The sequence below is a fragment of the Terrihabitans rhizophilus genome (assembly GCF_033898525.1).
In the GTDB taxonomy this organism is placed as follows: Bacteria; Pseudomonadota; Alphaproteobacteria; order Rhizobiales; family Methylopilaceae; genus Flaviflagellibacter; species Flaviflagellibacter rhizophilus.
On sequence record NZ_JAXAFJ010000001.1, the window covers coordinates 227,342 to 248,604 of the forward strand.

Annotated in this window: 24 protein-coding genes and 1 tRNA gene; 13 read left to right on the plus strand and 12 right to left on the minus strand. The window is 65.8% G+C overall.

Going from position 1 to position 21,263, the window contains the following annotated elements; genetic code table 11:
- Positions 1-10: 10 nt before the first annotated feature.
- From SCD90_RS00975 to aroA, 6 genes are all read right to left on the minus strand, one after another.
- Positions 11-352 (minus strand): LapA family protein, encoded by a 342-nt coding sequence (locus SCD90_RS00975; RefSeq protein WP_319842747.1) that lies wholly within the window; start codon positions 350-352, stop codon positions 11-13.
- 13 nt (positions 353-365) lie between these two features.
- Complete coding sequence (locus SCD90_RS00980; protein ID WP_319842748.1) at positions 366-656, minus strand: integration host factor subunit beta; 291 nt, start codon at positions 654-656, stop codon at positions 366-368.
- 37 nt (positions 657-693) lie between these two features.
- Complete coding sequence (sppA, locus tag SCD90_RS00985; protein WP_319842749.1) at positions 694-1,668, minus strand: signal peptide peptidase SppA; 975 nt, start codon at positions 1,666-1,668, stop codon at positions 694-696.
- Positions 1,669-1,771: 103 nt separating this feature from the next.
- Positions 1,772-3,496: a 30S ribosomal protein S1 gene (gene rpsA, locus SCD90_RS00990; protein WP_319842750.1), complete on the minus strand. Its 1,725-nt coding sequence runs from the start codon at positions 3,494-3,496 to the stop codon at positions 1,772-1,774.
- Between the two features lie 137 nt (positions 3,497-3,633).
- On the minus strand, positions 3,634-4,275 hold the full coding sequence (cmk, locus tag SCD90_RS00995) for a (d)CMP kinase (protein ID WP_319842751.1): 642 nt from the start codon (positions 4,273-4,275) through the stop codon (positions 3,634-3,636).
- Positions 4,272-5,615, minus strand: a complete 1,344-nt coding sequence (gene aroA, locus SCD90_RS01000; RefSeq protein ID WP_319842752.1) for a 3-phosphoshikimate 1-carboxyvinyltransferase — start codon at positions 5,613-5,615, stop codon at positions 4,272-4,274. The genes cmk and aroA overlap by 4 nt, the downstream gene beginning before the upstream one ends.
- 139 nt (positions 5,616-5,754) lie before the next feature.
- Between aroA and SCD90_RS01005 the strand changes: the two genes are divergently transcribed.
- The 3 genes from SCD90_RS01005 to SCD90_RS01015 all read left to right on the plus strand — a co-directional run bounded on the left by SCD90_RS01005 (position 5,755) and on the right by SCD90_RS01015 (position 7,547).
- Positions 5,755-6,183 carry a TIGR02300 family protein gene (locus SCD90_RS01005; RefSeq protein ID WP_319842753.1) on the plus strand — a complete coding sequence of 143 codons (429 nt, stop codon included), beginning with the start codon at positions 5,755-5,757 and terminating at the stop codon, positions 6,181-6,183.
- A 100-nt stretch (positions 6,184-6,283) separates the two neighbouring features.
- Positions 6,284-6,359 (plus strand) — tRNA-Ala (locus tag SCD90_RS01010).
- A 195-nt stretch (positions 6,360-6,554) separates the two neighbouring features.
- A complete protein-coding gene (locus tag SCD90_RS01015) occupies positions 6,555-7,547 on the plus strand; it encodes a murein L,D-transpeptidase family protein (protein ID WP_319842754.1) in 993 nt (330 codons plus the stop codon).
- 70 nt (positions 7,548-7,617) lie between these two features.
- Here SCD90_RS01015 and SCD90_RS01020 read toward each other — a convergent pair whose 3' ends face one another.
- Both SCD90_RS01020 and SCD90_RS01025 read right to left on the minus strand, forming a co-directional pair.
- The gene (locus SCD90_RS01020) at positions 7,618-8,826 is read right to left on the minus strand and encodes an MFS transporter (protein ID WP_319842755.1); all 1,209 of its coding nucleotides are present in this window, start codon (positions 8,824-8,826) and stop codon (positions 7,618-7,620) included.
- 71 nt (positions 8,827-8,897) lie between these two features.
- Positions 8,898-9,224 carry a hypothetical protein gene (locus tag SCD90_RS01025; RefSeq protein WP_319842756.1) on the minus strand — a complete coding sequence of 109 codons (327 nt, stop codon included), beginning with the start codon at positions 9,222-9,224 and terminating at the stop codon, positions 8,898-8,900.
- Positions 9,225-9,434: 210 nt separating this feature from the next.
- On the opposite strand from SCD90_RS01025, the gene SCD90_RS01030 reads away from it, so the two are divergent.
- The gene (locus SCD90_RS01030) at positions 9,435-10,199 is read left to right on the plus strand and encodes a sulfite exporter TauE/SafE family protein (RefSeq protein WP_319842757.1); all 765 of its coding nucleotides are present in this window, start codon (positions 9,435-9,437) and stop codon (positions 10,197-10,199) included.
- Here the strand turns inward: SCD90_RS01030 and SCD90_RS01035 are convergent, their stop codons facing one another.
- Together SCD90_RS01035 and SCD90_RS01040 are read right to left on the minus strand one after the other, a co-directional pair.
- Entirely contained in the window at positions 10,200-10,961 is a 762-nt protein-coding gene (locus SCD90_RS01035; RefSeq protein WP_319842758.1) for an ABC transporter permease, read from the minus strand.
- Positions 10,958-11,884, minus strand: a complete 927-nt coding sequence (locus SCD90_RS01040) for an ABC transporter ATP-binding protein (RefSeq protein ID WP_319843217.1) — start codon at positions 11,882-11,884, stop codon at positions 10,958-10,960. Before SCD90_RS01040 ends, SCD90_RS01035 begins: the two co-directional genes overlap by 4 nt.
- A 207-nt stretch (positions 11,885-12,091) precedes the next feature.
- Here SCD90_RS01040 and SCD90_RS01045 point away from each other — a divergent pair, with 207 nt between their 5' ends.
- A complete protein-coding gene (locus tag SCD90_RS01045; protein ID WP_319843218.1) occupies positions 12,092-12,517 on the plus strand; it encodes an Hsp20 family protein in 426 nt (141 codons plus the stop codon).
- A gap of 18 nt (positions 12,518-12,535) precedes the next feature.
- Positions 12,536-12,808: a BQ00720 family protein gene (locus SCD90_RS01050; protein ID WP_319842759.1), complete on the plus strand. Its 273-nt coding sequence runs from the start codon at positions 12,536-12,538 to the stop codon at positions 12,806-12,808.
- 12 nt (positions 12,809-12,820) lie between these two features.
- Here the strand turns inward: SCD90_RS01050 and hrcA are convergent, their stop codons facing one another.
- Positions 12,821-13,903, minus strand: a complete 1,083-nt coding sequence (gene hrcA / locus SCD90_RS01055) for a heat-inducible transcriptional repressor HrcA (RefSeq protein WP_319842760.1) — start codon at positions 13,901-13,903, stop codon at positions 12,821-12,823.
- Positions 13,904-14,106: 203 nt separating this feature from the next.
- Here hrcA and SCD90_RS01060 point away from each other — a divergent pair, with 203 nt between their 5' ends.
- From SCD90_RS01060 to hemW, 7 genes are all read left to right on the plus strand, one after another.
- The gene (locus tag SCD90_RS01060; protein WP_319842761.1) at positions 14,107-15,015 is read left to right on the plus strand and encodes an amino acid ABC transporter substrate-binding protein; all 909 of its coding nucleotides are present in this window, start codon (positions 14,107-14,109) and stop codon (positions 15,013-15,015) included.
- Positions 15,016-15,088: 73 nt separating this feature from the next.
- Positions 15,089-15,820 (plus strand): amino acid ABC transporter permease, encoded by a 732-nt coding sequence (locus tag SCD90_RS01065; protein ID WP_319842762.1) that lies wholly within the window; start codon positions 15,089-15,091, stop codon positions 15,818-15,820.
- 2 nt (positions 15,821-15,822) lie between these two features.
- Positions 15,823-16,515 (plus strand): amino acid ABC transporter permease, encoded by a 693-nt coding sequence (locus tag SCD90_RS01070; RefSeq protein ID WP_319842763.1) that lies wholly within the window; start codon positions 15,823-15,825, stop codon positions 16,513-16,515.
- Positions 16,516-16,524: 9 nt separating this feature from the next.
- Positions 16,525-17,253, plus strand: a complete 729-nt coding sequence (locus SCD90_RS01075) for an amino acid ABC transporter ATP-binding protein (protein WP_319842764.1) — start codon at positions 16,525-16,527, stop codon at positions 17,251-17,253.
- Positions 17,254-17,446: 193 nt separating this feature from the next.
- Complete coding sequence (gene rph, locus SCD90_RS01080) at positions 17,447-18,166, plus strand: ribonuclease PH (protein ID WP_319842765.1); 720 nt, start codon at positions 17,447-17,449, stop codon at positions 18,164-18,166.
- Entirely contained in the window at positions 18,163-18,807 is a 645-nt protein-coding gene (rdgB, locus tag SCD90_RS01085; RefSeq protein WP_319842766.1) for an RdgB/HAM1 family non-canonical purine NTP pyrophosphatase, read from the plus strand. Before rph ends, rdgB begins: the two co-directional genes overlap by 4 nt.
- On the plus strand, positions 18,804-19,955 hold the full coding sequence (gene hemW / locus SCD90_RS01090; RefSeq protein WP_319842767.1) for a radical SAM family heme chaperone HemW: 1,152 nt from the start codon (positions 18,804-18,806) through the stop codon (positions 19,953-19,955). The genes rdgB and hemW overlap by 4 nt, the downstream gene beginning before the upstream one ends.
- On the opposite strand, the gene SCD90_RS01095 is transcribed toward hemW, so the two are convergent.
- Positions 19,952-21,187 carry a penicillin-binding protein activator gene (locus SCD90_RS01095; RefSeq protein WP_319842768.1) on the minus strand — a complete coding sequence of 412 codons (1,236 nt, stop codon included), beginning with the start codon at positions 21,185-21,187 and terminating at the stop codon, positions 19,952-19,954. The two genes, hemW and SCD90_RS01095, sit on opposite strands and share 4 nt — an antisense overlap.
- Between the last annotated feature and the right edge of the window lie 76 nt (positions 21,188-21,263).

The following is a 21,263-nucleotide window of genomic DNA, read 5'->3' on the forward strand; positions in this document are numbered from 1 at the left end:
CTCCACTGCTTCAGCGTGCCTGATCGCCGTATGGCACGGGAAGCGTGGAGACCGGCACCTGTGCGCGGAGCCGCGCCGCCTCTTCCTCAAGCCGCCGAACCTCGTATTTCCGGTCCCGCGCCTCGCGACGGTAGCGGCCCTGGCTGATCCAGTCGGCCAGGCTGCCGATGATGAGGCCGAGCGCGATGGCCGCCACGATCACCACGAACAGCGGCAGCTGGATGGAATAGGCCGAAACCTCGGGCGAGAACGGGTCGAGCGACAGGGTCACCGGGGCGCGGTTGGCCAGTGCCAGCAGGATGAGGAGCGCCGCGACGGGCAGCACCAGTATGAGGGTCAGCAGGTTGCGCATGTCCGCGACGTTCCTAATCGATGCCGGCGCGGTTCAGCCGCGCGCGCATTTCCTTGCCGCTCTTGAAGAAGGGAACGGCTTTCTCGGAAACCGAAACGTGCGCGCCCGTCCTTGGGTTTCGGCCGGTGCGCGCCGGACGGCTTTTTACCGAGAAGGCGCCGAACCCGCGAAGCTCCACCCGGTCGCCGCGCTGGAGGGCATCGGAGATGGTGTCGAGGATCGCGTTGACGACGTTTTCCACATCCCGTTGGTACAGATGCGGATTGGCTGCGGCCACCCGCCCGACAAGCTCAGACTTGATCACCCGCGCTCCCCCTAAGTCCCTGCATCTTATATTCTTTTTACTTCAACTGCGAAGGGTGCCAGATCGCCAGGACACCGTCAAGCGCGCCAGCTTCCAGCCGGGTCGAAGCGGCCAGCCGAATGCTCTGGGCGAGGGAGGGAAAGCCCAGCAGATCCGCTGCGAAGGCGGCAGCATCGCCAGCGATGCCAAAGCCAGCCAGTCCCGACTTCTCCGGCGTCCAGTCCCGCACCGGCAGGGATGTCGAAATGCCGCGCTCGCGTTCGAGCCAGGCCCGCGCCTCCTCTTCCCCGCCGATCTCGTCAACAAGGCCGAGTTCCAGGGCCTGGCGTCCCGTGAAGGCGCGTCCGTCCACCACCCGGGTCAGGCGCTCGCCCTCGAGTGCGCGCCGTTCGGCGACTAGGTTCCGGAACCAGTCGAAGCTGTCCATCACCAGCGCCTGCAGGGCGGCTTCCGCATCCGGCGAGGTGGGCTTGAACATGCTGGGCGCGGCCTTGAGGGGTGCGCTCTTCACCTCCTTCACGTCGACGCCGAGATTGCCGAGCAGTCCGGAGACCTCCGGGTACTGCACGAGAACGCCGATGGAGCCGGTCAGGGATGTCTGCCGGGAAACGATGTGGTCGGCCGCGATGGCCGCGACATAGCCGCCGGATGCCGCAAGCGAGCCGAGGACCGCAACGACGGGGCGTTTCTCCGCGATCTTGCGGATGTCGTGGTAGAGCTCTTCCGATGCCGTGACGCCGCCGCCGGGGCTGTCGATCTCAAGCAGCACGGCGGACGCGCCGCTCTTCGCCAGTTCCTGCAGCATCTTGTGCCGCTCGTCGCTTCCGAGGATGACGCCCGACAGCTGCACGCGGGCCACATGGCTGGTGGCCTTGCCGGGCGTGAAGCCGCTGAGCTTCAACCCGCCCGCCACAAGAGCGATGGCCGCGAAGGCGATGGCCGCTACACGCCAGAAGCCGAGACGGCGGCGAAGCCGCCTGCGTTCCACAAGTCCGTCCGCATCGAAGGCCATGTCACTCTCCGGATCTTCCCGGTCTTCTAATCGCAAAAAGCCCGCCCGGATATATCCGGACGGGCCTCTGCATTCACGTCAGTGGAAGGACTGACGTATCCGCTCAGTCTTCGTCCTGCTCGTTGCCCGAACGCTGCTTCAGAGCCGCGCCCAGGATGTCGCCGAGCGAAGCACCGGAGTCGGACGAGCCGTACTGCGCGATGGCTTCCTTCTCCTGCGCCATTTCCAGGGCCTTGATCGACAGGGCCACCTTGGAGGCCTTGCGGTCGAACTGAGTGACGCGCGCATCGAGATGCTGGCCAACCGTGAAACGCTCCGGACGCTGGTCCTGGCGGTCGCGGGCCAGATCGCCGCGGCGGATGAAGGCCGTCAGGTCGGTGTCGATGATCTTCACATCGAGGCCGCCCTCGTTCACAGCCGTCACTTCGCAGGTGACGATGGCGTTCTTACGAACCTCGCCGCTGCGTGCCTCGTCGAACGGATTGCCGCCGACCTGCTTCACGCCGAGCGAGATGCGCTCCTTCTCGACATCGACGTCGAGAACGACGGCGCGAACCATGTCGCCCTTCTTGTAGTCCTCGATGGCAACTTCGCCCGGACGGTTCCAGTCGAGATCCGACAGGTGGACCATGCCGTCGACATCGCCGTCGAGACCCAGGAACAGACCGAACTCGGTCTTGTTCTTGACCTCGCCCTCAACCTCGGCGCCCGGCTTGAAGTTCTCGGCGAAAGCTTCCCACGGGTTCTGCAGGGTCTGCTTGAGGCCCAGCGAGATGCGGCGCTTGGAGGCGTCGACCTCGAGAACCTGCACTTCGACTTCCTGCGAGGAGGAGACGATCTTGCCGGGGTGCACGTTCTTCTTGGTCCACGACATCTCGGAGACGTGGATCAGGCCTTCGATGCCCGGCTCCAGCTCCACGAAGGCGCCGTAGTCGGTGATGTTGGTGACGCGGCCCGAGAACTTGGCCTCGACCGGGTACTTGGCCTCGATGCCCTCCCACGGATCGGCGAGCAACTGCTTCATGCCGAGCGAGATGCGGTGGGTCTCGTGGTTGATCTTGATGATCTTGACCTTGACCTGCTGGCCGATGGTCAGCACCTCGGTCGGGTGGTTCACGCGACGCCATGCGATGTCGGTGACATGCAGCAGGCCGTCGATGCCGCCGAGGTCCACGAACGCACCGTAATCGGTGATGTTCTTGACGACGCCGTCGATGACCTGACCTTCTTCAAGGTTCTGCACCAGTTCCTGACGCTGCTCGGCGCGGGTCTCTTCGAGAACCGTACGGCGCGACACGACGATGTTGCCGCGGCGGCGGTCCATCTTGAGGATCTGGAACGGCTGCGGGATGCCCATGAGCGGGCCGACGTCGCGCACCGGGCGGATATCGACCTGGCTGCGCGGCAGGAAGGCAACGGCGCCGTCGAGATCGACGGTGTAGCCGCCCTTGACCTGGTTGAAGATGACGCCTTCGACCTTGGTGCCGTCGTTGAAGGCAACTTCGAGCTTGACCCAGCTCTCTTCACGGCGGGCCTTGTCGCGGCTCAGAACGGCTTCGCCGAGCGCGTTCTCGACACGCTCAAGGTAGACCTCGACTTCGTCGCCGACGTTCAGGCCGTGCTCGCGGCCATGGCCGCCGAATTCGCGCAGCGCAACGCGGCCTTCCGTCTTCAGGCCAACATCGATGACCGCAACATCCTTTTCGATGGCGGTGACGATGCCCTTGATCACGGAGCCTTCGGCAACGTCGTGATCGTGGAAGCTGGCCTCAAGGAGAGCTGCGAAATCGTCGCGGCTCGGATTGGCGGACGTGGTGGTAGCATTCATGTGGTGAGGATATCCTTCAGCACCGGCGGTTCGTGTGGCAAAAGCCCCGTCCGCCGAACTTGGCCGCTGTCGCTCTGGACAACGGGCCGGCGCTCGGGCGGCGGACAGGACGCGTGTTCGTGGTGTTCCGGCTGGTATCAGCCGCGAGAGGCAAGCCTCTGCCCGGCAGCCTCGACAATGGCGAGAGCAGCCCGAAACGCCGCCTCTATATCGAGTTCCGTGGTATCGAGCAAGCACGCGTCCTCTGCCGGGCGCAGCGGCGCGGTGGCGCGTGCGGTGTCGCGTGCATCGCGTGCACGGATGTCCGCGAGAACCTCCTCGTAGGTGACGCTCTCGCCCCTGCCCAGGAACTCGCCGTGGCGGCGGCGTGCCCGCTCCTCCGCAGAAGCGGTGACGAACACCTTCACGTGGGCATCGGGGCAGATGACGGTGCCGATGTCGCGCCCGTCCAGCACGGCGCCGCCGGGCTGGTTGGCGAAATCGCGCTGCAATTCGACGAGGGCCGCGCGCACCGCCGGAAGCGCGGCGATCACGGAGGCGCCCTCCCCCATTCCGGGTCCGCGCAGGGCTTCGGGATCAAGGGTGCGGATGTCGAGGTTGCGCGCCGCTTCAGCCGCGACGGCTTCATCGTCAAGCGTGCCGCCGGCCGCCAGCAGCCGGTGCGCGACCGCCCGGTAGAGCAGGCCCGTGTCGAGATGGGCCAGCCGAAGATGGGCCGCCAGCCTTTTGCCGAGCGTGCCCTTGCCCGACGCCGCGGGTCCGTCGATCGCGACAATCATGCCGCAGGTCCGATCTTCGCGCCGAGCCCTTCCATAAGACCGGAAAAGGCTGGGAAGCTTGTCGCGATCATCGTGCCGTCGTCCACGGTGACGGGGGTTTCCGAGGCCAACCCCATGACAAGGAAGCTCATGGCGATGCGATGGTCGAGATGGGTGGCGACAGGTCCACCGCCCTGCACCGCTCCGCCGTCCACGATCAGATCGTCGCCCTCGATGCGGGCCGTGACGCCGCACAGCGCAAGGCCGTCCGCGACAGCGGCCAGGCGGTCGCTTTCCTTCACGCGCAGTTCGGAAAGGCCGCGCATGCGGGTGGCGCCCTCGGCGAAGGCCGCCGCCACCGCGAGGACCGGGTATTCGTCGATCATGGCGGGCGCGCGCTCCGGCGGCACGTCCACGCCCTTGAGGCGGCCGGCGCGGACACGCAGGTCCACCACGTCTTCGCCGCCCTCGGAGCGGCGGTCCAGCACCTCGATGTCGGCGCCCATCTCGAGGAGCGTCGTCAGCAGGCCGGTGCGGAGCGGATTGTCCATCATGCTCTCGATGACCACGTCCGAACCGGGCACGATCAGCGCAGCGACCAGCGGGAACGCTGCCGAGGATGGGTCGGCCGGAACGCTGACATGGGTGCCCTTTAGGTCGGGACGGCCTTCCAGCACGATGCGGCGGCCATGCTCGCCTTCCTGCGTTACCGTCACATCGGCCCCGAAATGGCGCAGCATCTTCTCGGTGTGGTCGCGCGTCGCCTCGCGCTCGATGACCGTGGTGCGTCCGGGAGAATTCAACGCCGCCAGCAGCACGGCGGACTTCACCTGCGCGGAGGGGACCGGCGTCTCGTAGGAGACCGGGATCGGATCGGCGGTGCCCCGCAGGGTCAGCGGCAGGCGGCCACCCTCGGCTGCGTCCATCACATCCGCGCCCATTTCCACCAGCGGATCCAGCACACGGCGCATCGGGCGCTTGCGCAGGCTGGCATCGCCGTCGAACACGGCGGTGATGCCATGGCCCGCGACCACGCCCATCATGAGACGGGAGCCGGTGCCGGCATTGCCGAAATCGAGCGGTTCGGACGGAGGAAGCAGCGCCCCCACCCCGACGCCGTCCACGGTCCAGCGCCCCTCGCCCGTCCGTTCGATGGTCGCGCCCAGCGCGCGGCAGGCCGTGGCCGTGGCCAGCACGTCATCGCCTTCCAGCAAGCCTTCCACGGTGGTCCGGCCCGTCGACAGGAGGCCGAAGATCATGGCGCGGTGCGAGATCGACTTGTCGCCGGGAACGCGAACGCGCCCCATCAGCGGGCCGGAACGGCGGGCGGCGAGAGGCGCGGGAGGATGGCTGTGAGACATGGCGGCCGGGTGCTGCAAAGACGGGGCGCCCGCTCTAACATGCACATGCTCTTGCCGCCACAGCCCGCTGCCTCTACTTGACTTGCAAGACACGGCACTGCATGCAGCGCCCCACTCCTGAAATGAGCGGACCTTTTTCGTGGCAAAACCCGAACTCGGAACCAAGCGCGTCTGTCCTGTGACCGGCCGCAAGTTCTACGACCTGAACAAGAACCCGATCATCTCGCCCTATACCGGCATGGTGGTTCCGGTCGCGGCGCTCGCCGGCTCGGCGGCGCTGTCGCGTGCCGCAGCCCGTGCCGAACCCGTCGACAGCCGTCCTGACGAGGGCGAGGAGCTGCTGGATCCGGAGGCCGGCGATGTCGAACTGATCAGCCTGGAAGACGCCGATCAGGACGAGAACGCTGCCGGCAAGAAGGCTCCCGCCGCGGACGAAGACCTCGAGATCGAGGACGAAATCCCGGATGATGACGACGAGGCCGACACCTTCCTCGAGGAAGACGAGGACGAGGGCTCGGATGTGTCCGATCTGATCGATCCCGACATCGTCGGCGATGAAGAGACTTGAGGTAGCCACGAATCTGTGGTTCTAGAGCACCCGTTCCCGGCGCGATTGATTCCGGGAACGATCCACCGGCTTTACCAGCAGCCGGTGCTGCAAAAAGTTTGGGGCCATAGCTCAGTTGGTAGAGCGCTTCAATGGCATTGAAGAGGTCAGCGGTTCGATTCCGCTTGGCTCCACCACTTTTCCCGATGCCGGTCGGCACGTGCTGAATTCATCGTTCGCGACGCTCGGAAGCCCTGAGATTTCAGGGATCGGGCCGGCGGTTCCCGACGGTGGGCTGTTTCCAACTCCATGTTCGATGAACCGCGTTTGGCCGCAATTGGGCGGCACATACGCCGCTGCGTCGCCCGACGCAGTGTGACTGGATCATCGACATGCTTCGTCAGTTGTGCGGACTGGCTTTCCTTCTGATCGCCCTTTCCGGCTGCGCCTCCCGAAATCTCGACGTGCGGGGACTCGATCCCATACCGCCACGCCTCGTCGCCGAGATGAAGGCTCGCGGCATGACGCCCGCAGATCCGATCTTCATCCGCATTCACAAGCAGGAAAGCGAGCTGGAGCTCTGGAAGCGGGACCGCACAGGCAAGTTCGCGCTGCTCAAGACCTATCCGCTGTGCCGCTGGTCAGGAAAGCTCGGTCCGAAAATGGCCGAAGGCGACCGTCAGGCGCCCGAGGGCTTCTACACCGTCACAAGCGCGATGCTGAACCCGCGCTCGAAGTTCAACCTCTCGTTCGATCTGGGCTTCCCCAACAGGCTCGAAAGCGCGCTTGGCTGGAAGGGAACGGCACTCATGGTGCACGGCGCCTGCAGCTCGTCAGGCTGTTACGCCATGACCGATCACGGAGTTGAGGAAGTCTACGCCGTGGTCAGGGACGCACTGGCGGCCGGACAGGACGGTTTCCAGGTCCAGGCTCTCCCGTTCCGCATGACGCCCCAGAACCTCAGCCGCCATCGTGCCGATCCGAACATGCCGTTCTGGCGGAACCTCAAGGAAGGATCCGACAGGTTCGACATACTGCGGCAGCCTCCCGTCGTGCGCGCCTGCGGCCGCCGGTATGTCTTCAATGCGCCGCCCGATGGGGAGCTTGATCCGCTAGGCCGGTGCCCGGCTTTCGGGGCCGAGGCCGAAACGGCTGATCGCCTGGCTGCGATCTCCCTCAGGGACGAGGCAGCCCTCAACTCGCCGTCCGCCGAGGCGGCGAGAAGCTACGTGGACGGCGGGATGCATCCCTCGTTCCGGCAGATCCTCGCCACGTCAGGTGCCAAGCGCCTCGAGAAGATGACCTCATCAGACGTTCCCGTCAGCCGGCCTGAAGCCGCACTGGCTGATCCTTACCGATCCCAGGCCGTCGCAACGGGCCGGTAGCGTGGCCCGGAAGTCTGGGTTTGCGTCTGGTGATCGCGAGAGCATTCCGGCCGCGTAGGCCCGCGCAGCGCTACCGGGCGCCCCGCAGGGGCCTCACCAACAGCCACAGCATCGCGCAGACGGAGATCGCGGCTCCGACGAGGAATGGCACTTCGGAGCCCATGCTGTGCCACAGCCAGCCCGCTGCCGTGTTCCCGACCAGCATGACGACACCCGTTGTGAAGTTGAACGCGCCGAAGGCGCTGCCTTTCAGCCGCTCCGGCGTGGCGTGCGCGATCATCGCGCCCAGCAGGCCCTGCGAAAAGCCCATATGCAGGCCCCAGAACACCGTGCCGAGCACGAAGACCCATGGCGTGGCCGCCCATGCCAGCGTGAGATGCGCCGCCGCAAGGAAGGCCAGGCTGAAGATCAGCAGTCCGCCATAGCCGATGCGATCCGACACCCGCCCCACCGGATAGGCCGCCAGCCCATAGACCGCGTGCATGATGACCATGGCCAAGGGCACCCAGGTGGGCGTGAACCCGGCCTCCAGCGATTTCAGGAGCACGAAGGCCTCGCTGAAACGCGCCAGCATGATGAGCGCCGCAAGGCCGATCACGCCCCAGACGGCGGCGTTCAGCTTCAGCGCCGAGGCGACCCGGACGTCGGAGGGCTTCGGGGGCTCGACGGATCTGGGCTCCCGCACGAACGCGACCAACACAAACACCGCCAGCGCTCCGGGTATGGCGGCAGCCCAGAATACGCTGACGATGTCGCCCGCGAAGAGGATCATCAGAAGCAGGGCGATGATCGGCCCCAGGAAGCCGCCGACCGTATCCAGCGACTTGCGCAGCCCAAAGCTTGCTCCGCGGATCTCCGGCGGGCTTACGGCGGCGATGATGGCATCGCGTGGCGTGCTGCGGATCCCCTTCCCCACCCGGTCCATGGACTTCGCGAGCACGATCAGATCGATGCTGGCCGCCAGCGGGAAGATCAGCCTGGACAGCGCGCCAAGGCCATATCCCACCACGGCAAGCGGCTTCGCCTTGCGGCTCCAGTCGGTGAAGAAGCCGGAGAGCAGCCTTGTGGCTGTGGCCACGGCGACCGAGAGCCCTTCGATGAAGCCGATGGCCAGCGCCGAAGCCCCGAGGCCGGCCGTCAGGTAGAGCGGGAGCAGCGTGCCGACCATCTCGCTCGAGATGTCCATGAGCAGGCTGACCACGCCCAGCATCCATACCGTCGCGGGTATGGCGCCGGTGAACGGTTTGGATGCGCGGGTTTGCAGCAGATCCTGAGGCATGCGCGAGCGTGTAGCAATTGCCGCACGTGGAAGCACGTGCCTCGGCACCACTCAGACCGCCGGTGTCCGGCCTAGTTCTTCGCCCGGAACTTCGCCCACCAGAACCTCAGATCCCGCCACTTGCCGATAAGCCAGAGGGTCAGCGAGCCCACGGGCCCGCGCAGGAACGGCACGTCCTGTGCAATCAGCAGGAGGCCGATGGGAAAGAACTCCAGTCCGACGACCGGCAGGAACCAGAAGAATCCGGCGATGAGGCACAATATGCCGACCGGTATGCGCACCCAGCGCGAACCTGGGCTGCGCAACCAGACAATGGTGCCACGCATTGCCTGCGGGACTTCCTCTTCGAGCGCGTCGAACGCCTCGTCCAGCTTTTTGCGGCCATCCTCCCTGTTCATCGCCAGTCCTCCTCCGCATAGCTGGGACACGGTAACGCGCGGGCAAGGCCCATATTCCCTCGCGCTCCACAGCGTCGATCGCGGCTCTGAAACAGTCATTCAGCTTGCACGATAAACATGACACCGGCGGGACATCTGCCACAGGCGCTTGCCCGATGTGCGCTGGCGCGGCTTGCGGCGGGCACTTCCGGATCGTAAGCCCAATCGGCCATGATCACCGATGCCGGCTTCTACGCCGCAGCCATCCCTGCCGTCATATTGTTGGGCCTCGGCAAGGGAGGCTTCTCGGGCATGGGCGCGCTGTCCCTGCCTATCCTCGCGCTCGCCATCCCGCCACTGCAAGGCGCGGCGATCATGCTGCCCCTCCTGATGGTGCAGGACGTGGTCACGCTCTGGGCCTATTGGCGGAAGTGGGACTGGAGCAATCTCGGCGCGCTGCTGGCCGGCGCGGTGGTGGGCATAGGCATCGCCTACCTGATCGCGGCCTATATCTCGGATGCGATGCTGGAACTGACGCTTGGCCTGATCTGCGTGATCTTCGGCCTTCGCCACCTGCTGACGCCAAAGGACACGCCTCCCCGGCAGCGCCATTTGCCAAGCGGGATCTTCTGGGGCGTGCTGACCGGCATCAGCAGCATGATCGCCAACAATGGCGGGCCGCCGACGCAGATCTACCTGACGCCGCAACGGCTGCCGCGCGACATCTATGTCGGCACGATGTCCCTGCTGTTCTTCATCATCAACTGGCTGAAGGTGCCGCCCTTCATGGCGCTGGGCCAGTTCTCCATCAACACACTCACCACCTCGGCGGTGCTGATGCCGCTGGCCGTGGGTGCTGCCTGGGCCGGCGTGCTGCTGGTGCGGCGCGTCCCGGCCGAGAACTTCTACGGCATCATCTACGGCCTGATGGTGCTTGTCGGCCTGAAGCTGACCTGGGACGGCGGCAGCGTCGTGCTGCCGCCGCTGTTCGGCTGATCACTGCTTGATGCGGTAGCCGGTGCGGAAGATCCACCAGATGGCGACGAGGCACAGGATGAGGAAGACGAAGGTCATCCCGAAGCTGGCCATGACCCCGATGTCCGACGTGCCGTAGAAGCTCCAGCGGAAGCCGCTGACGAGGTAGACGACGGGATTGAGCAGCGTGATCTTCTGCCAGAGCGGCGGCAGCATGGAGATGGAATAGAAGCTGCCGCCGAGGAAGGTCAGCGGCGTCACCACCATTGCCGGGACGAGCTGCAGCTTCTCGAAGCCGTCCGCCCAGACGCCGATGATGAAGCCGAACAGGCTGAACGTCACCGAGGTCAGCACGAGGAAGCCCAGCATCCAGAACGGGTGCTCGATGCTGAAGTCCACGAACATACGTGCGGTCGCGAGGATGATCAGGCCGAGGATGATGGACTTCGACGCCGCGGCGCCGACATAGCCGGCCACAACCTCAAACGGGGAAACCGGAGCCGACAGCACCTCGTAGATCGTGCCCGAGAAGCGCGGCATGTAGATGCCGAAACTCGCGTTCATGATGCTCTGCGTCAGCAGCGCCAGCATGACGAGGCCGGGCACGATATAGGCGCCGTAGCTGACGCCATCGATGGCCGCCATGTGCCCGCCGATGGCCGACCCGAAGACGATGAAATAGAGGGCCGTGGAGATGACCGGCGAGGCGATGCTCTGCAGCATCGTGCGCCACATGCGGTGCATCTCGAACAGGTAGATGGCCTTCACGCCGTGGAGGTTCATGCCCGGCCTCCCACGAGTTCGACGAAGATTTCCTCAAGCGAGGACTGGTGCGTCTGCATGTCCTTGATGTCAATGCCGCCCGCCTCCAGCCGGCGCAGCAGCCCCGCGATGCCGGTGTCCTCACCCTGCGCATCGAAGGTGTAGGTCAGCGTCTCGCCATCTTCCGACAGTGTCACGCCGTTGTCCGCGAGGTCGGCGGGCAGCGCCGTCAGGGGCTGCTGCAATTGCAGGGACAGGCGCTTCTTGCCGAGCTTGCGCATCAGCACCGCCTTGTCCTCGACAAGGATGATCTCGCCGCCCCGGATGACGCCGATGCGGTCGGCCATCTCCTCGGCTTCCTCGATGTAATGGGTGGTGAGGATGATGGTGACGCCACTGGCGCGCAGGCCGCGCACCATCTCCCACATATCGCGCCTGAGTTCGACATCGACGCCGGCGGTCGGCTCGTCGAGGAACAGGATGCGCGGCTCGTGCGACAGCGCCTTGGCGATCATGACACGGCGCTTCATGCCGCCCGACAGCGCCATGATCTTGGTATCCTTCTTGTCCCACAGCGAAAGCGAGCGCAGCACCTTCTCCAGGTGGGCCGGGTTCGGCGCCTTGCCGAACAGGCCGCGGCTGAACTTCACCGTGGACCAGACCGTCTCCCACAGATCCGTGGAGAGCTCCTGCGGCACGAGGCCGATGGTGGAGCGGGCGGCGCGGTAGTCGCGCGAGATGTCATGACCGTCCGCAAGCACGGTGCCGCTGGTGGCGTTGACGATGCCGCAGATGATGCTGATGAGGGTGGTCTTGCCCGCTCCATTAGGGCCGAGAAGGGCGAAGATTTCGCCCGGGCGGATGTGCAGGTCGACGCCTTTGAGCGCTTGGAAGCCGTTGGCGTAGGTCTTGGTGACGCCATCGGCCGCGATGATGGATTGCATGTCGGGGCTTTCGCGGAAGGTTCGATCCATATTGTAGCGATCCGCACGAAAGGAAGATGGCGGAAGGGTTCTATTCACGATCCCGGGACCAAAGGCCGGGCGGCGGGACCAGTCTTGCAACCATATGCGGCGACCACCAATTTAGGCCTCAAGAGATGCCGCTTCAGGGTCTCCCCTCGCAAAGCTGCTCATGGAAGGGCTTTGACATTGACGCGTATCACGCCGCTATCAAGTCCCCTCCTGCTCGGCTTCGAAGACATCGAACGCACCCTGTCCCGGGCCGTCAAAGGCGGGGACGGATATCCGCCCTACAATGTGGAGCGGATCGCGGGCGATGAGGATGCGCCGGAGAGGATCCGGATCACCCTTGCCGTCGCCGGCTTTCGGGCCGACCAGTTGAACGTCACCATCGAGGACGGGCAATTGGTCATCCGGGGACGCCAGGTGGAGGAGAATGCGAGAACATACCTGCATCGCGGCATCGCCGCGCGACAGTTCCAGCGCGTCTTCGTGCTGGCGGAAGGCATGGATGTGCTGGCCGCAGACCTGTCGCACGGTCTTTTGACGATCGATCTTGCCCGCCCGGAGCCCGAGCGTTCCGTGCGCAGGATCGACATTATGGCCCGCTCATAAGGGGCCGGAGGCGTAGAGATGATCGACAACAACAACACCACGATTTCCGACGGCGTCTTCATTACGCCTTCGCAGCTGGCTGGCCTTGGCGGCGGCAAGATCGCCTATGTGCGCGCCATGCTGTCCGACGATGTGAACCGCCTCTTCCCGCAAGCCCCCGACCTGGAGCCGGGCGTGCAGCTCTTCGCGCTGGTCGGCGCCGACGGCACGCCGATCCTCGTCACGGACTCCATGGAAGCTGCCTTCGCCAATGCGTGGGAGCATGAGCTGGAAACCGTCAGCCTGCACTGATGTGGCGGGGCTTTAGCCCTCGCCCAGCAGCCGCCCCACCACGCGGGCGGTGTAGTCGACCATCGGCACGATCCGCGCGTAGTTCAGCCGGGTCGGGCCGATGACACCCAGCACGCCGACGATCTGCTGACGATCGTCGCGGAACGGCGCCGCGATCATTGAGGAGCCGGAGAGCGAGAACAGCTTGTTCTCGGAGCCGATGAAGATGCGGACGCCCTCTGCGGTCTCTGCCCGGCCCAGGAGCTCGATGACCTCCTTCTTGCTCTCAAGATCGTCCAGCAGCAGCCGCACCCGCTCCAGATCCTCCAGCGCGCGCAGATCCTCCAGCAGGTTCGACTGTCCCCGCACGATGAGGCGGCGCTGATCGGCGTCCCCGTCGCCCCAATCCGCGAGACCGGCTGAGACAAGGCCGGCCGTCAGTTCGTGCAGTTCCTCGCTGGCCGCCGTGCGCGCGGCCTCGATCTCGGCGCGGGCCTCGAGCAGCGTGCGGCCGCGAATGCGGGCGTTCAGGAAGTTGGTGGCCTCGACCATGGCGGAGGCCGGCAGGCCGATGGGCAGCGGCACCAGCCGGTTCTCCACCGAGCCGTCCTCCCCCACCAGCACCACGAGAGCGCGCCGGGGATCAAGCTGCACGAACTCGATATGCTTCAGCCGCGCATCCTGCTTGGTGGTCAGCACCACACCAGCGCCGCGTGAGACACCTGACAGCAGCGAAGAGGCCTGCTGCAGGATGTCGTCCGCCGAGCGTCCGTGCGACGCGACGCGCGTCTGCACATTGCGGCGTTCCTCGTCGGACAGATCGCCGAATTCCAGCATTGCATCGACGAAGAAGCGAAGGCCGCTCTCGGTGGGCAGCCGTCCCGCGCTCGTGTGGGGGGCGTGGATCAGGCCGAGGCTTTCCAGATCGGCCATCACATTGCGGACGGAGGCCGGCGACAGCGGAGCCGTGAGGCTGCGCGACAGGTTGCGGGAGCCGACCGGCTCGCCCGTGACGAGGTAGGAATCGACAATCTGCCGGAAGATCTCGCGCGAGCGCTCGTTCAGCTGGGACAATCCGTATGCCTGTCCCGGATCCTCGGATCGTTGCCGCGACACTGCTGACCTCGCCTTTTGCCTTATTGCAATTCCGGATGATGCGCGGCTCTGCACCGTGCACACCCGTAGCCCCCTTCACCATCATGCGAAAGAGGCGCTTTCGCGGTGCGATGCCCTAGACATAGAGGCATGCGAAAGGGCACGATCTGTGCAGGCCGTGGGCAAGGCCAAAAAACGGGCACCTAAGCTCGACAGGAGAACACATGCGTACAGGCTTCGTAACGCTTCTCATCGCTGCAGCCGTCGGCATTGCCGCGCCTGCCGGCGCCCAGGAACTGACCGGCACGCTCAAGAAGATCAAGGACACGGGCACGATCACGATCGGCCACCGCGATTCCTCGCTGCCCTTCTCCTATTACGACGACAAGCAGCAGGTTGTTGGCTACGCCATGGACCTGTGCATGAAGATCGTCGACGCCGTGAAGACCGAGATGAAGATGCCCGACCTGAAGGTCGCGCTGAACCCGGTGACCTCGGCCACCCGCATCCCGCTGATGGCGAACGGCACGGTCGACCTCGAATGCGGCTCGACGACCAACAATCTCGAGCGCCAGAAGCAGGTGGCCTTCACCATCACCCATTTCGTGACGGCGAATCGCTTCGTCTCCAAGAAGGCGAACAACCTCAAGACCCTTGAGGACCTGAAGGGCAAGACCGTCGTCTCGACGTCGGGCACGACGAACATCAAGCAGATCAACGAGATCAACACCGAGCGCAATCTCGGCATCAAGATCCTGCCCGCCAAGGACCATGCCGAAGCCTTCCTGATGGTCGAGACCGACCGCGCGCAGGCCTTCGTGATGGACGACATCCTGCTGGCCAGCCTTGCGGCGAACTCGAAGGATCCCTCGCTCTACCAGATCTCGGAAGAGGCACTCTCGGTCGAGCCCTACGGCATCATGCTCCGCAGGGAAGACCCGGCCTTCAAGAAGGTCGTCGATGACGCCATGACCGCCATCTACAAGAGCGGCGAGATCAAGGGCATCTACGAGAAGTGGTTCACGAAGCCGATCCCGCCGAAGAACATCACGCTGAACATCCCAATCGGCGCGGCCTTCCAGAAGGTGATCGACAACCCGACCAGCTCGGGTGACCCGGCCGATTACCGCTGATCCCACGCAACGGTAAAACAACCAGACCTTCCGGCGCCCCGGCGCCGGAAGTTTCCCCGGCCGGTGCACAACAATGAGCTATAACTGGAACTGGAACATCTTCTGGGAACTCTCCCCGGAAGGCACCGGCACCTATCTCGACCTTCTGCTCCAGGGGCTGTGGACCACGATCGTGGTCTCGATCTTCGCCTGGACCATCGCCCTCGTCATGGGCTTCTCCATCGGTGTGCTGCGCACCCTGCCATCCCGCATCGGGCAAGGCTTCGGCACCGCCTATGTCGAGTTCTTCCGCAACATCCCGCTGCTAGTGCAGCTGTTCCTGTGGTACTTCGTGCTGCCGGAAATCGTGCCCGCATCCGCCGGCCTGTGGCTGAAGCAGATGTCGGACGCGCCGTTCTACACGGCCATCTTCGGCCTCGGCCTCTTCACCTCGGCGCGCGTGGCCGTGCAGGTGCAGGCCGGCATCGAGTCGCTTCCCGTGGGCCAGCGCATGGCCGGCACCGCGCTTGGGCTCACCACCGCGCAGACCTACCGCCATGTGCTGCTGCCGCGCGCCGTCCGCGTCATCCTGCCGCCGCTGACCTCGGAATTCCTGAACCTCATCAAGAACTCCTCGGTGGCCCTGACCATCGGCCTGCTCGAACTGACGGCACGCACCCGCGCCATGCAGGAATACTCGTTCCAGGTGTTCGAGGCCTTCACGGCCGCGACCATCCTGTACCTCGTCCTCAACATGATCGTGGTGACCGGCATGCGCTTCCTTGAGCGGCGGGTCGCCGTGCCCGGCATGATCGCGGAACACTGATCATGCTCGCCGATTTCGACTTCGACGTCATCCGCCGCTCGCTGGGATACCTGTTCCTCGACGGCATGGCGTTCACGCTGACCCTGACGGTGCTCGCCTCCGTCATGGGCATCCTGCTCGGCACGCTGCTTGCCATCGGGCGGCTCGCCGGGCCCAAGTTCATCGCAGTTCCGATCACTGCCTATGTGAACCTGATCCGTTCGCTGCCGCTCGTGCTGGTCATCTTCTGGTTCTATTTCCTCGTTCCCTATATCGGGCAGTGGATGACGGGCGCCTCGCGGCCGGTGCAGGTCGGCGCCTTCGCCTCGACGCTGCTGACCTTCACCTTGTTCGAAGCCGCCTATTTCTCGGAGATCATGCGCGCGGGCATCCAGTCCATCCCGCGCGGGCAGGTCTCGGCCGGCTATGCGATGGGCCTGACCTATCCTCAGGTGATGCGCTACGTCGTCCTGCCGCAGGCTTTCCGGAACATGCTGCCCCTGCTGCTGACGCAGACCATCGTGCTGTTCCAGGACACCTCGCTCGTCTACGTGCTGTCCATCACCGATTTCATGGGCGCCGCGTCCAAGGTGGCGCAGCGCGACGGCCGGCTGGTGGAGATGTATATCTTCGCGGCCGTCGTCTACTTCCTCGTCTCCTTCGCTCTCTCCCGGCTGGTGAAGCGCCTGCAGGCGCGCATCGCCATTCCCCGCTGAGGTCCCGCCATGATCGAGATCAACAATGTCAGCAAATGGTACGGCAAGTTCCAGGTGCTGACCGACTGCACCACCAATGTCGCCAAGGGCGACGTGGTGGTGGTGTGCGGACCCTCGGGCTCCGGCAAGTCCACGCTCATCAAGACCGTCAATGCTCTAGAGCCGATCCAGCAGGGCGACATCGTCGTCGATGGCATCAAGGTCAACGATCCGAAGACCAACCTGCCCAAGCTGCGCTCGCGCGTCGGCATGGTGTTCCAGCATTTCGAGCTGTTCCCGCATCTCTCCATCACGGAGAACCTGGCGCTGGCGCAGCGGAAGGTGCTGGGCCGCCCCCGCGACGAGGCCGAGGCCACCGGCCTCAAGCTGCTGGAACGCGTCGGCCTGAAGGCGCACGCCCACAAATTTCCGGGCCAGCTTTCCGGCGGGCAGCAGCAGCGCGTCGCCATCGCCCGCGCGCTGGCGATGAACCCCATCGCCATGCTGTTCGACGAGCCCACCTCGGCGCTCGACCCGGAGATGATCTCCGAAGTGCTCGACATCATGGTGCAGCTTGCACATGAGGGCATGACCATGATGGTGGTGACCCACGAGATGGGCTTTGCCCGCAAGGTGGCGAACCGCGTGATCTTCATGGACGAGGGCCACATCGTCGAGGATGCCGGCAAGGAAGAGTTCTTCAGCACCGAGCGCTGCGCCCGCGCCCAGCAGTTCCTGTCGAAGATCCTCCAGCACTGATCTTTCTCTGCCGCCGAGGCAGCAGGAACGGCCCTTATCCTGAGCTTGTCGAAGCACGCTTGGACGCAGTGCCCTCGACCATCCTTCGACAGGCTCCGGATGACGTTGGCGGGGGATGCGGGACGGCGAACCTTGCCCCCGGCGTGCGGCTGGGGCAAACAGGCGGCAACACTCCGCTCACAGGTTGATCCCGATGTCCGCACGCCCGTCCAACCGCGCGCCCGATGAGATGCGCACCGTCACGCTGGAGCGCGGTGTCGCGCGCTATGCGGAAGGCTCGTGCCTCGTGAAGTTTGGCGAGACGCATGTGCTCGTCACCGCCTCGGTCGAGGAGCGCGCGCCGGGCTGGCTGCGCGGCTCCGGCAAGGGCTGGGTGACGGCGGAATATTCCATGCTGCCGCGCGCCACGCACGAGCGCACCCGCCGCGAGGTGACCTCCGGCAAGCCGTCCGGACGCACGCAGGAAATCCAGCGCCTGATCGGCCGCTCGCTGCGTTCCGTGGTCGATCTGCGCGGGCTGGCCGAACGCCAGATCACCGTGGACTGCGACGTGATCCAGGCCGACGGCGGCACACGCACGGCGTCCATCACCGGCGCCTGGGTTGCCCTGAACGACTGCCTGAACTGGATGATGACGCGCCAGATGATCTCCGTGAACCCGCTGCGCCAGAACCTGGCGGCGGTGTCCTGCGGCATTGTCGGTGGCGTGCCGGTGCTCGACCTCGACTATGCCGAGGATTCCACCGCGCAGACCGACGCAAATTTCGTGATTACGGGCACCGGCGGCATCGTCGAGGTGCAGGGCACCGCCGAGGGTGCGCCGTTCAGCGAGGACGAGCTGTTCGGCATGATGCAGTTGGCGAAGAAGGGCGTGGCCGAATTGGTGGCGCTGCAGAAGCAGGCGGTTGCGTGAGCCGTCTTCTGCCCCGCGGCAGCCGCCTCGTCATCGCGACGCACAATGACGGCAAGCTGCGCGAATTTCGCGAATTGCTGGCGCCGTTCGGCTTCGAACTGGTGTCCGCAGGCGAACTCGGCCTGCCGGAGCCGGACGAGACCGGCACCACCTTTGCCGAGAACGCCCGCATCAAGGCGGAAGCCGCAGCCACCGCAAGCGGCCTCCCGGCCTTAGCGGACGATTCCGGCATCGCGGTGCAGGCTCTCTGGGGAGCGCCGGGCATCTTCTCCGCGCGCTGGGCGGGGCCGAGCAAGGATTTTGCGGCTGCGATGCAGCGCATAGAGGTTGATCTGCAGGGCCGCGGCGCCACGAACCGAAGCGCCGCCTTCATTGCCGCCCTCTCGCTGATGTGGCCGGACGGGCACGAGGAAGCCATCGAAGGATCGGTTGTGGGCAATGTGGTTTGGCCACCCCGCGGCACGCTTGGTTTCGGCTATGATCCCGTTTTCCTGCCCGAGGGGCATGACAGGACGTTCGGCGAGATGAGCGCAGAGGAAAAGCACGGCGTGGACTGGGAGCGCCGTTCCGGCCTGTCCCACCGCGCGCGCGCCTTCCTGGCCTTGGCCGAGCGCTGCTTCCGCGAGGCGCCGGCCCGTTGAGCGAGGATCCCGGCTTCGGCGTCTACGTCCACTGGCCGTTCTGCGCCGCCAAATGCCCCTATTGCGACTTCAACAGCCATGTCCGCCACCAGCCGGTGGATGAGGAGCGGTTCGCGGCGGCCTTTGCGCAGGAGATCGCCTGGTTCGGAGCTCTGACGCCGCGCCGCAGCGTGCGCAGCATCTTCCTTGGCGGCGGCACGCCCTCGCTGATGAAGCCGCACACGGTCGAGACGGTGCTGAACGCCATCGCCCGCACCTGGCCGATGGAAGCGGGCGCCGAGATCACGCTGGAAGCCAATCCGTCCAGCGTCGAGGCGGGGCGCTTCGCCGGCTACCGCGCTGCGGGCGTCAACCGCGTCTCGCTGGGCGTGCAGAGCTTCGACGATGCCGAGCTGAAGCGGCTGGGTCGGTTGCATTCCGCTGAGGAAGCGTTCCGCGCCATCGAGATCGCGCAGACGACCTTCGACCGCTCCTCGTTCGACCTGATCTATGCCCGGCCGTTCCAGACGCCCGCGGACTGGCACGCGGAACTCACCGCAGCACTGGCGCGCGCGGGCGAGCACCTGTCGCTCTACCAGCTGACCATTGAGGAAGGCACGCCGTACAACGCGCTCTATCAGGCCGGTAAGCTGGTGATGCCGGACGAGGCGACCTCGCGCGCGCTGTGGGATGTGACGCAGGAGGTGTGCGGCGCGGCCGGCATGCCGGCCTACGAAATCTCGAACCACGCGCGCCCGGGCGCGGAATCCCGCCACAACCTGCTGTACTGGCGCTCCGGCGAATGGGCCGGCGTTGGACCCGGCGCGCATTCGCGCATCAATCTGGCCGATGGCCGCCATGCGATGTCGACCGAGCGCCAGCCGGAGCTCTGGGCCTCGCGCGTCGAGCAGACCGGCCACGGCGTCACATCAGACGAGACGCTCGACACCATCGAAGTGGCCGACGAATACCTGCTGATGGGGCTGCGGCTCGCGGAAGGCATCGACGTGGAGCGCTTCGAGCGGCTGGCCGGCTTCGGCCTCGATCCCGGCCGCATCGGTGCGCTGGAAGCCAACGGCTTCATCAGCCGCCCCGCACCGGGCCGGCTCAAGGTGACGTTGGAAGGCTTCCCGGTGCTGGACGCCGTGGTGGCCGATCTGGCGGCCTAGAAGCCCGCCGCGCCGGCGAAGCTCTTCGGTGCCGGTGCCACGACCTGTGCCGTGCCGCCACCAACCTGCAGCACGGCAAGGCCCCGCTCGCTGAGCCCGTTGGACTTCAGCCGGAAGATGCCGTCCACGCCCTGGAAACCGGACGGATTGGTGAGCGCCTGCGCCGTGTAGCGCTGGCCGCTTTCGGAGCGGCTGAGCGCGGCAGCAAGCGACACCGCGTCATAGGCCAGCGTGGCCGTGCGCGCCGGCGCCTCGCCATACTTCGCCTGATAGCGCTGCTGGAAGGCACGCCATCCCGCCGTGTCGGGAGCCGCGAACTGGCCGCCGGCCAGCGCCGACGAGGACAGCACCGACGGATCGTCCCACAGGCCGGTGCCGAGCAGCGCTACACGCTTGAGGTCCATGCCGCCCTTCTGCAGGGCCTCCGCGATGGCGGGCGCCTCGTCCGGCACGAAGATGGCGTCGGCGGTGCCGGCGTTCTGGGCGACACGGGCCGCCGCCTCGCGCGCCTTTGCCGTGCCCGAGGCGTAGCGCTCAAGAGCCACCACGCGGCCGCCGTTCTTTGCCACGGCTTCCTGGAAGGCGCCCTCGACCACGCTGCCATAGGCGTCTTCCGGCAGGATGGCGGCGAAGGAGCGCCGGCCGTTCTTCACGGCATGGGCGATGATGCGGTTGACGTCGGATTGCGGCAGGAAGCTCAGCAGGTAGACCCCGGTGGTGGCCGCGCTCGCGTCGGTCGAGAAGGCAATGAGCGGAATGTTGGACTGGCGCGCCACCTGCCCTGCCGCGACCACGCCTTGTGCGTAGAGGGGCCCGAGGATGATCTCGGCGCCTTCCGCCAAGGCCTGCTGCGCGGCGGCTGCCGCGCCCGACGGGGTGCCGCCATCATCCTTGACGATGAGCTGAAGATTGCCGCCGCCAAGCTCGGCAAGCGCCATCTCGCCAGCGTTCTTCATGGAACGTGCCGCCGAGCCCGCATTACCGCTGGCGGAGAGCGGGAGGATAAGCGCGGCCTTCGGTCCGGTCGCCGAACCTGCGGGCGCGCCGGGCGCTCCCAATTGCTCGCTCTGGATCGCGGTCGTCGGCGCAGCGAAGGTCGAATCCGCCGAGGCTCCTGCGGTCGTGCGTGGTCCTCCGCCGCTTCCACCCATGCATCCAGCCAGGCCGAGGGCCGCGACGGCAAGAACCGCCAAGCGGGGCAAGGTCCGGAACAGGGGAGCGGCGATGATCATCGGGCCTCACAGATCGTCGTGGGCGGCCGCGGCTCATATGCGAGCACGGCGGCTTGTCGGGTGCGCTGCATTGCCG

Excerpts from the sequence above, each read along its gene's own strand:
- SCD90_RS00975 (WP_319842747.1), bottom strand. The coding sequence starts at position 352 with ATGCGCAACCTGCTGACCCTCATACTGGTGCTGCCCGTCGCGGCGCTC.
- sppA (WP_319842749.1), bottom strand. The coding sequence starts at position 1,668 with ATGGCCTTCGATGCGGACGGACTTGTGGAACGCAGGCGGCTTCGCCGC.
- rpsA (WP_319842750.1), bottom strand. The coding sequence starts at position 3,496 with ATGAATGCTACCACCACGTCCGCCAATCCGAGCCGCGACGATTTCGCA.
- cmk (WP_319842751.1), bottom strand. The coding sequence starts at position 4,275 with ATGATTGTCGCGATCGACGGACCCGCGGCGTCGGGCAAGGGCACGCTC.
- aroA (WP_319842752.1), bottom strand. The coding sequence starts at position 5,615 with ATGTCTCACAGCCATCCTCCCGCGCCTCTCGCCGCCCGCCGTTCCGGC.
- SCD90_RS01015 (WP_319842754.1), top strand. The coding sequence starts at position 6,555 with ATGCTTCGTCAGTTGTGCGGACTGGCTTTCCTTCTGATCGCCCTTTCC.
- SCD90_RS01020 (WP_319842755.1), bottom strand. The coding sequence starts at position 8,826 with ATGCCTCAGGATCTGCTGCAAACCCGCGCATCCAAACCGTTCACCGGC.
- SCD90_RS01025 (WP_319842756.1), bottom strand. The coding sequence starts at position 9,224 with ATGAACAGGGAGGATGGCCGCAAAAAGCTGGACGAGGCGTTCGACGCG.
- SCD90_RS01030 (WP_319842757.1), top strand. The coding sequence starts at position 9,435 with ATGATCACCGATGCCGGCTTCTACGCCGCAGCCATCCCTGCCGTCATA.
- SCD90_RS01035 (WP_319842758.1), bottom strand. The coding sequence starts at position 10,961 with ATGAACCTCCACGGCGTGAAGGCCATCTACCTGTTCGAGATGCACCGC.
- SCD90_RS01040 (WP_319843217.1), bottom strand. The coding sequence starts at position 11,884 with ATGCAATCCATCATCGCGGCCGATGGCGTCACCAAGACCTACGCCAAC.
- SCD90_RS01050 (WP_319842759.1), top strand. The coding sequence starts at position 12,536 with ATGATCGACAACAACAACACCACGATTTCCGACGGCGTCTTCATTACG.
- SCD90_RS01060 (WP_319842761.1), top strand. The coding sequence starts at position 14,107 with ATGCGTACAGGCTTCGTAACGCTTCTCATCGCTGCAGCCGTCGGCATT.
- SCD90_RS01065 (WP_319842762.1), top strand. The coding sequence starts at position 15,089 with ATGAGCTATAACTGGAACTGGAACATCTTCTGGGAACTCTCCCCGGAA.
- SCD90_RS01070 (WP_319842763.1), top strand. The coding sequence starts at position 15,823 with ATGCTCGCCGATTTCGACTTCGACGTCATCCGCCGCTCGCTGGGATAC.
- SCD90_RS01075 (WP_319842764.1), top strand. The coding sequence starts at position 16,525 with ATGATCGAGATCAACAATGTCAGCAAATGGTACGGCAAGTTCCAGGTG.
- rph (WP_319842765.1), top strand. The coding sequence starts at position 17,447 with ATGTCCGCACGCCCGTCCAACCGCGCGCCCGATGAGATGCGCACCGTC.
- SCD90_RS01095 (WP_319842768.1), bottom strand. The coding sequence starts at position 21,187 with ATGATCATCGCCGCTCCCCTGTTCCGGACCTTGCCCCGCTTGGCGGTT.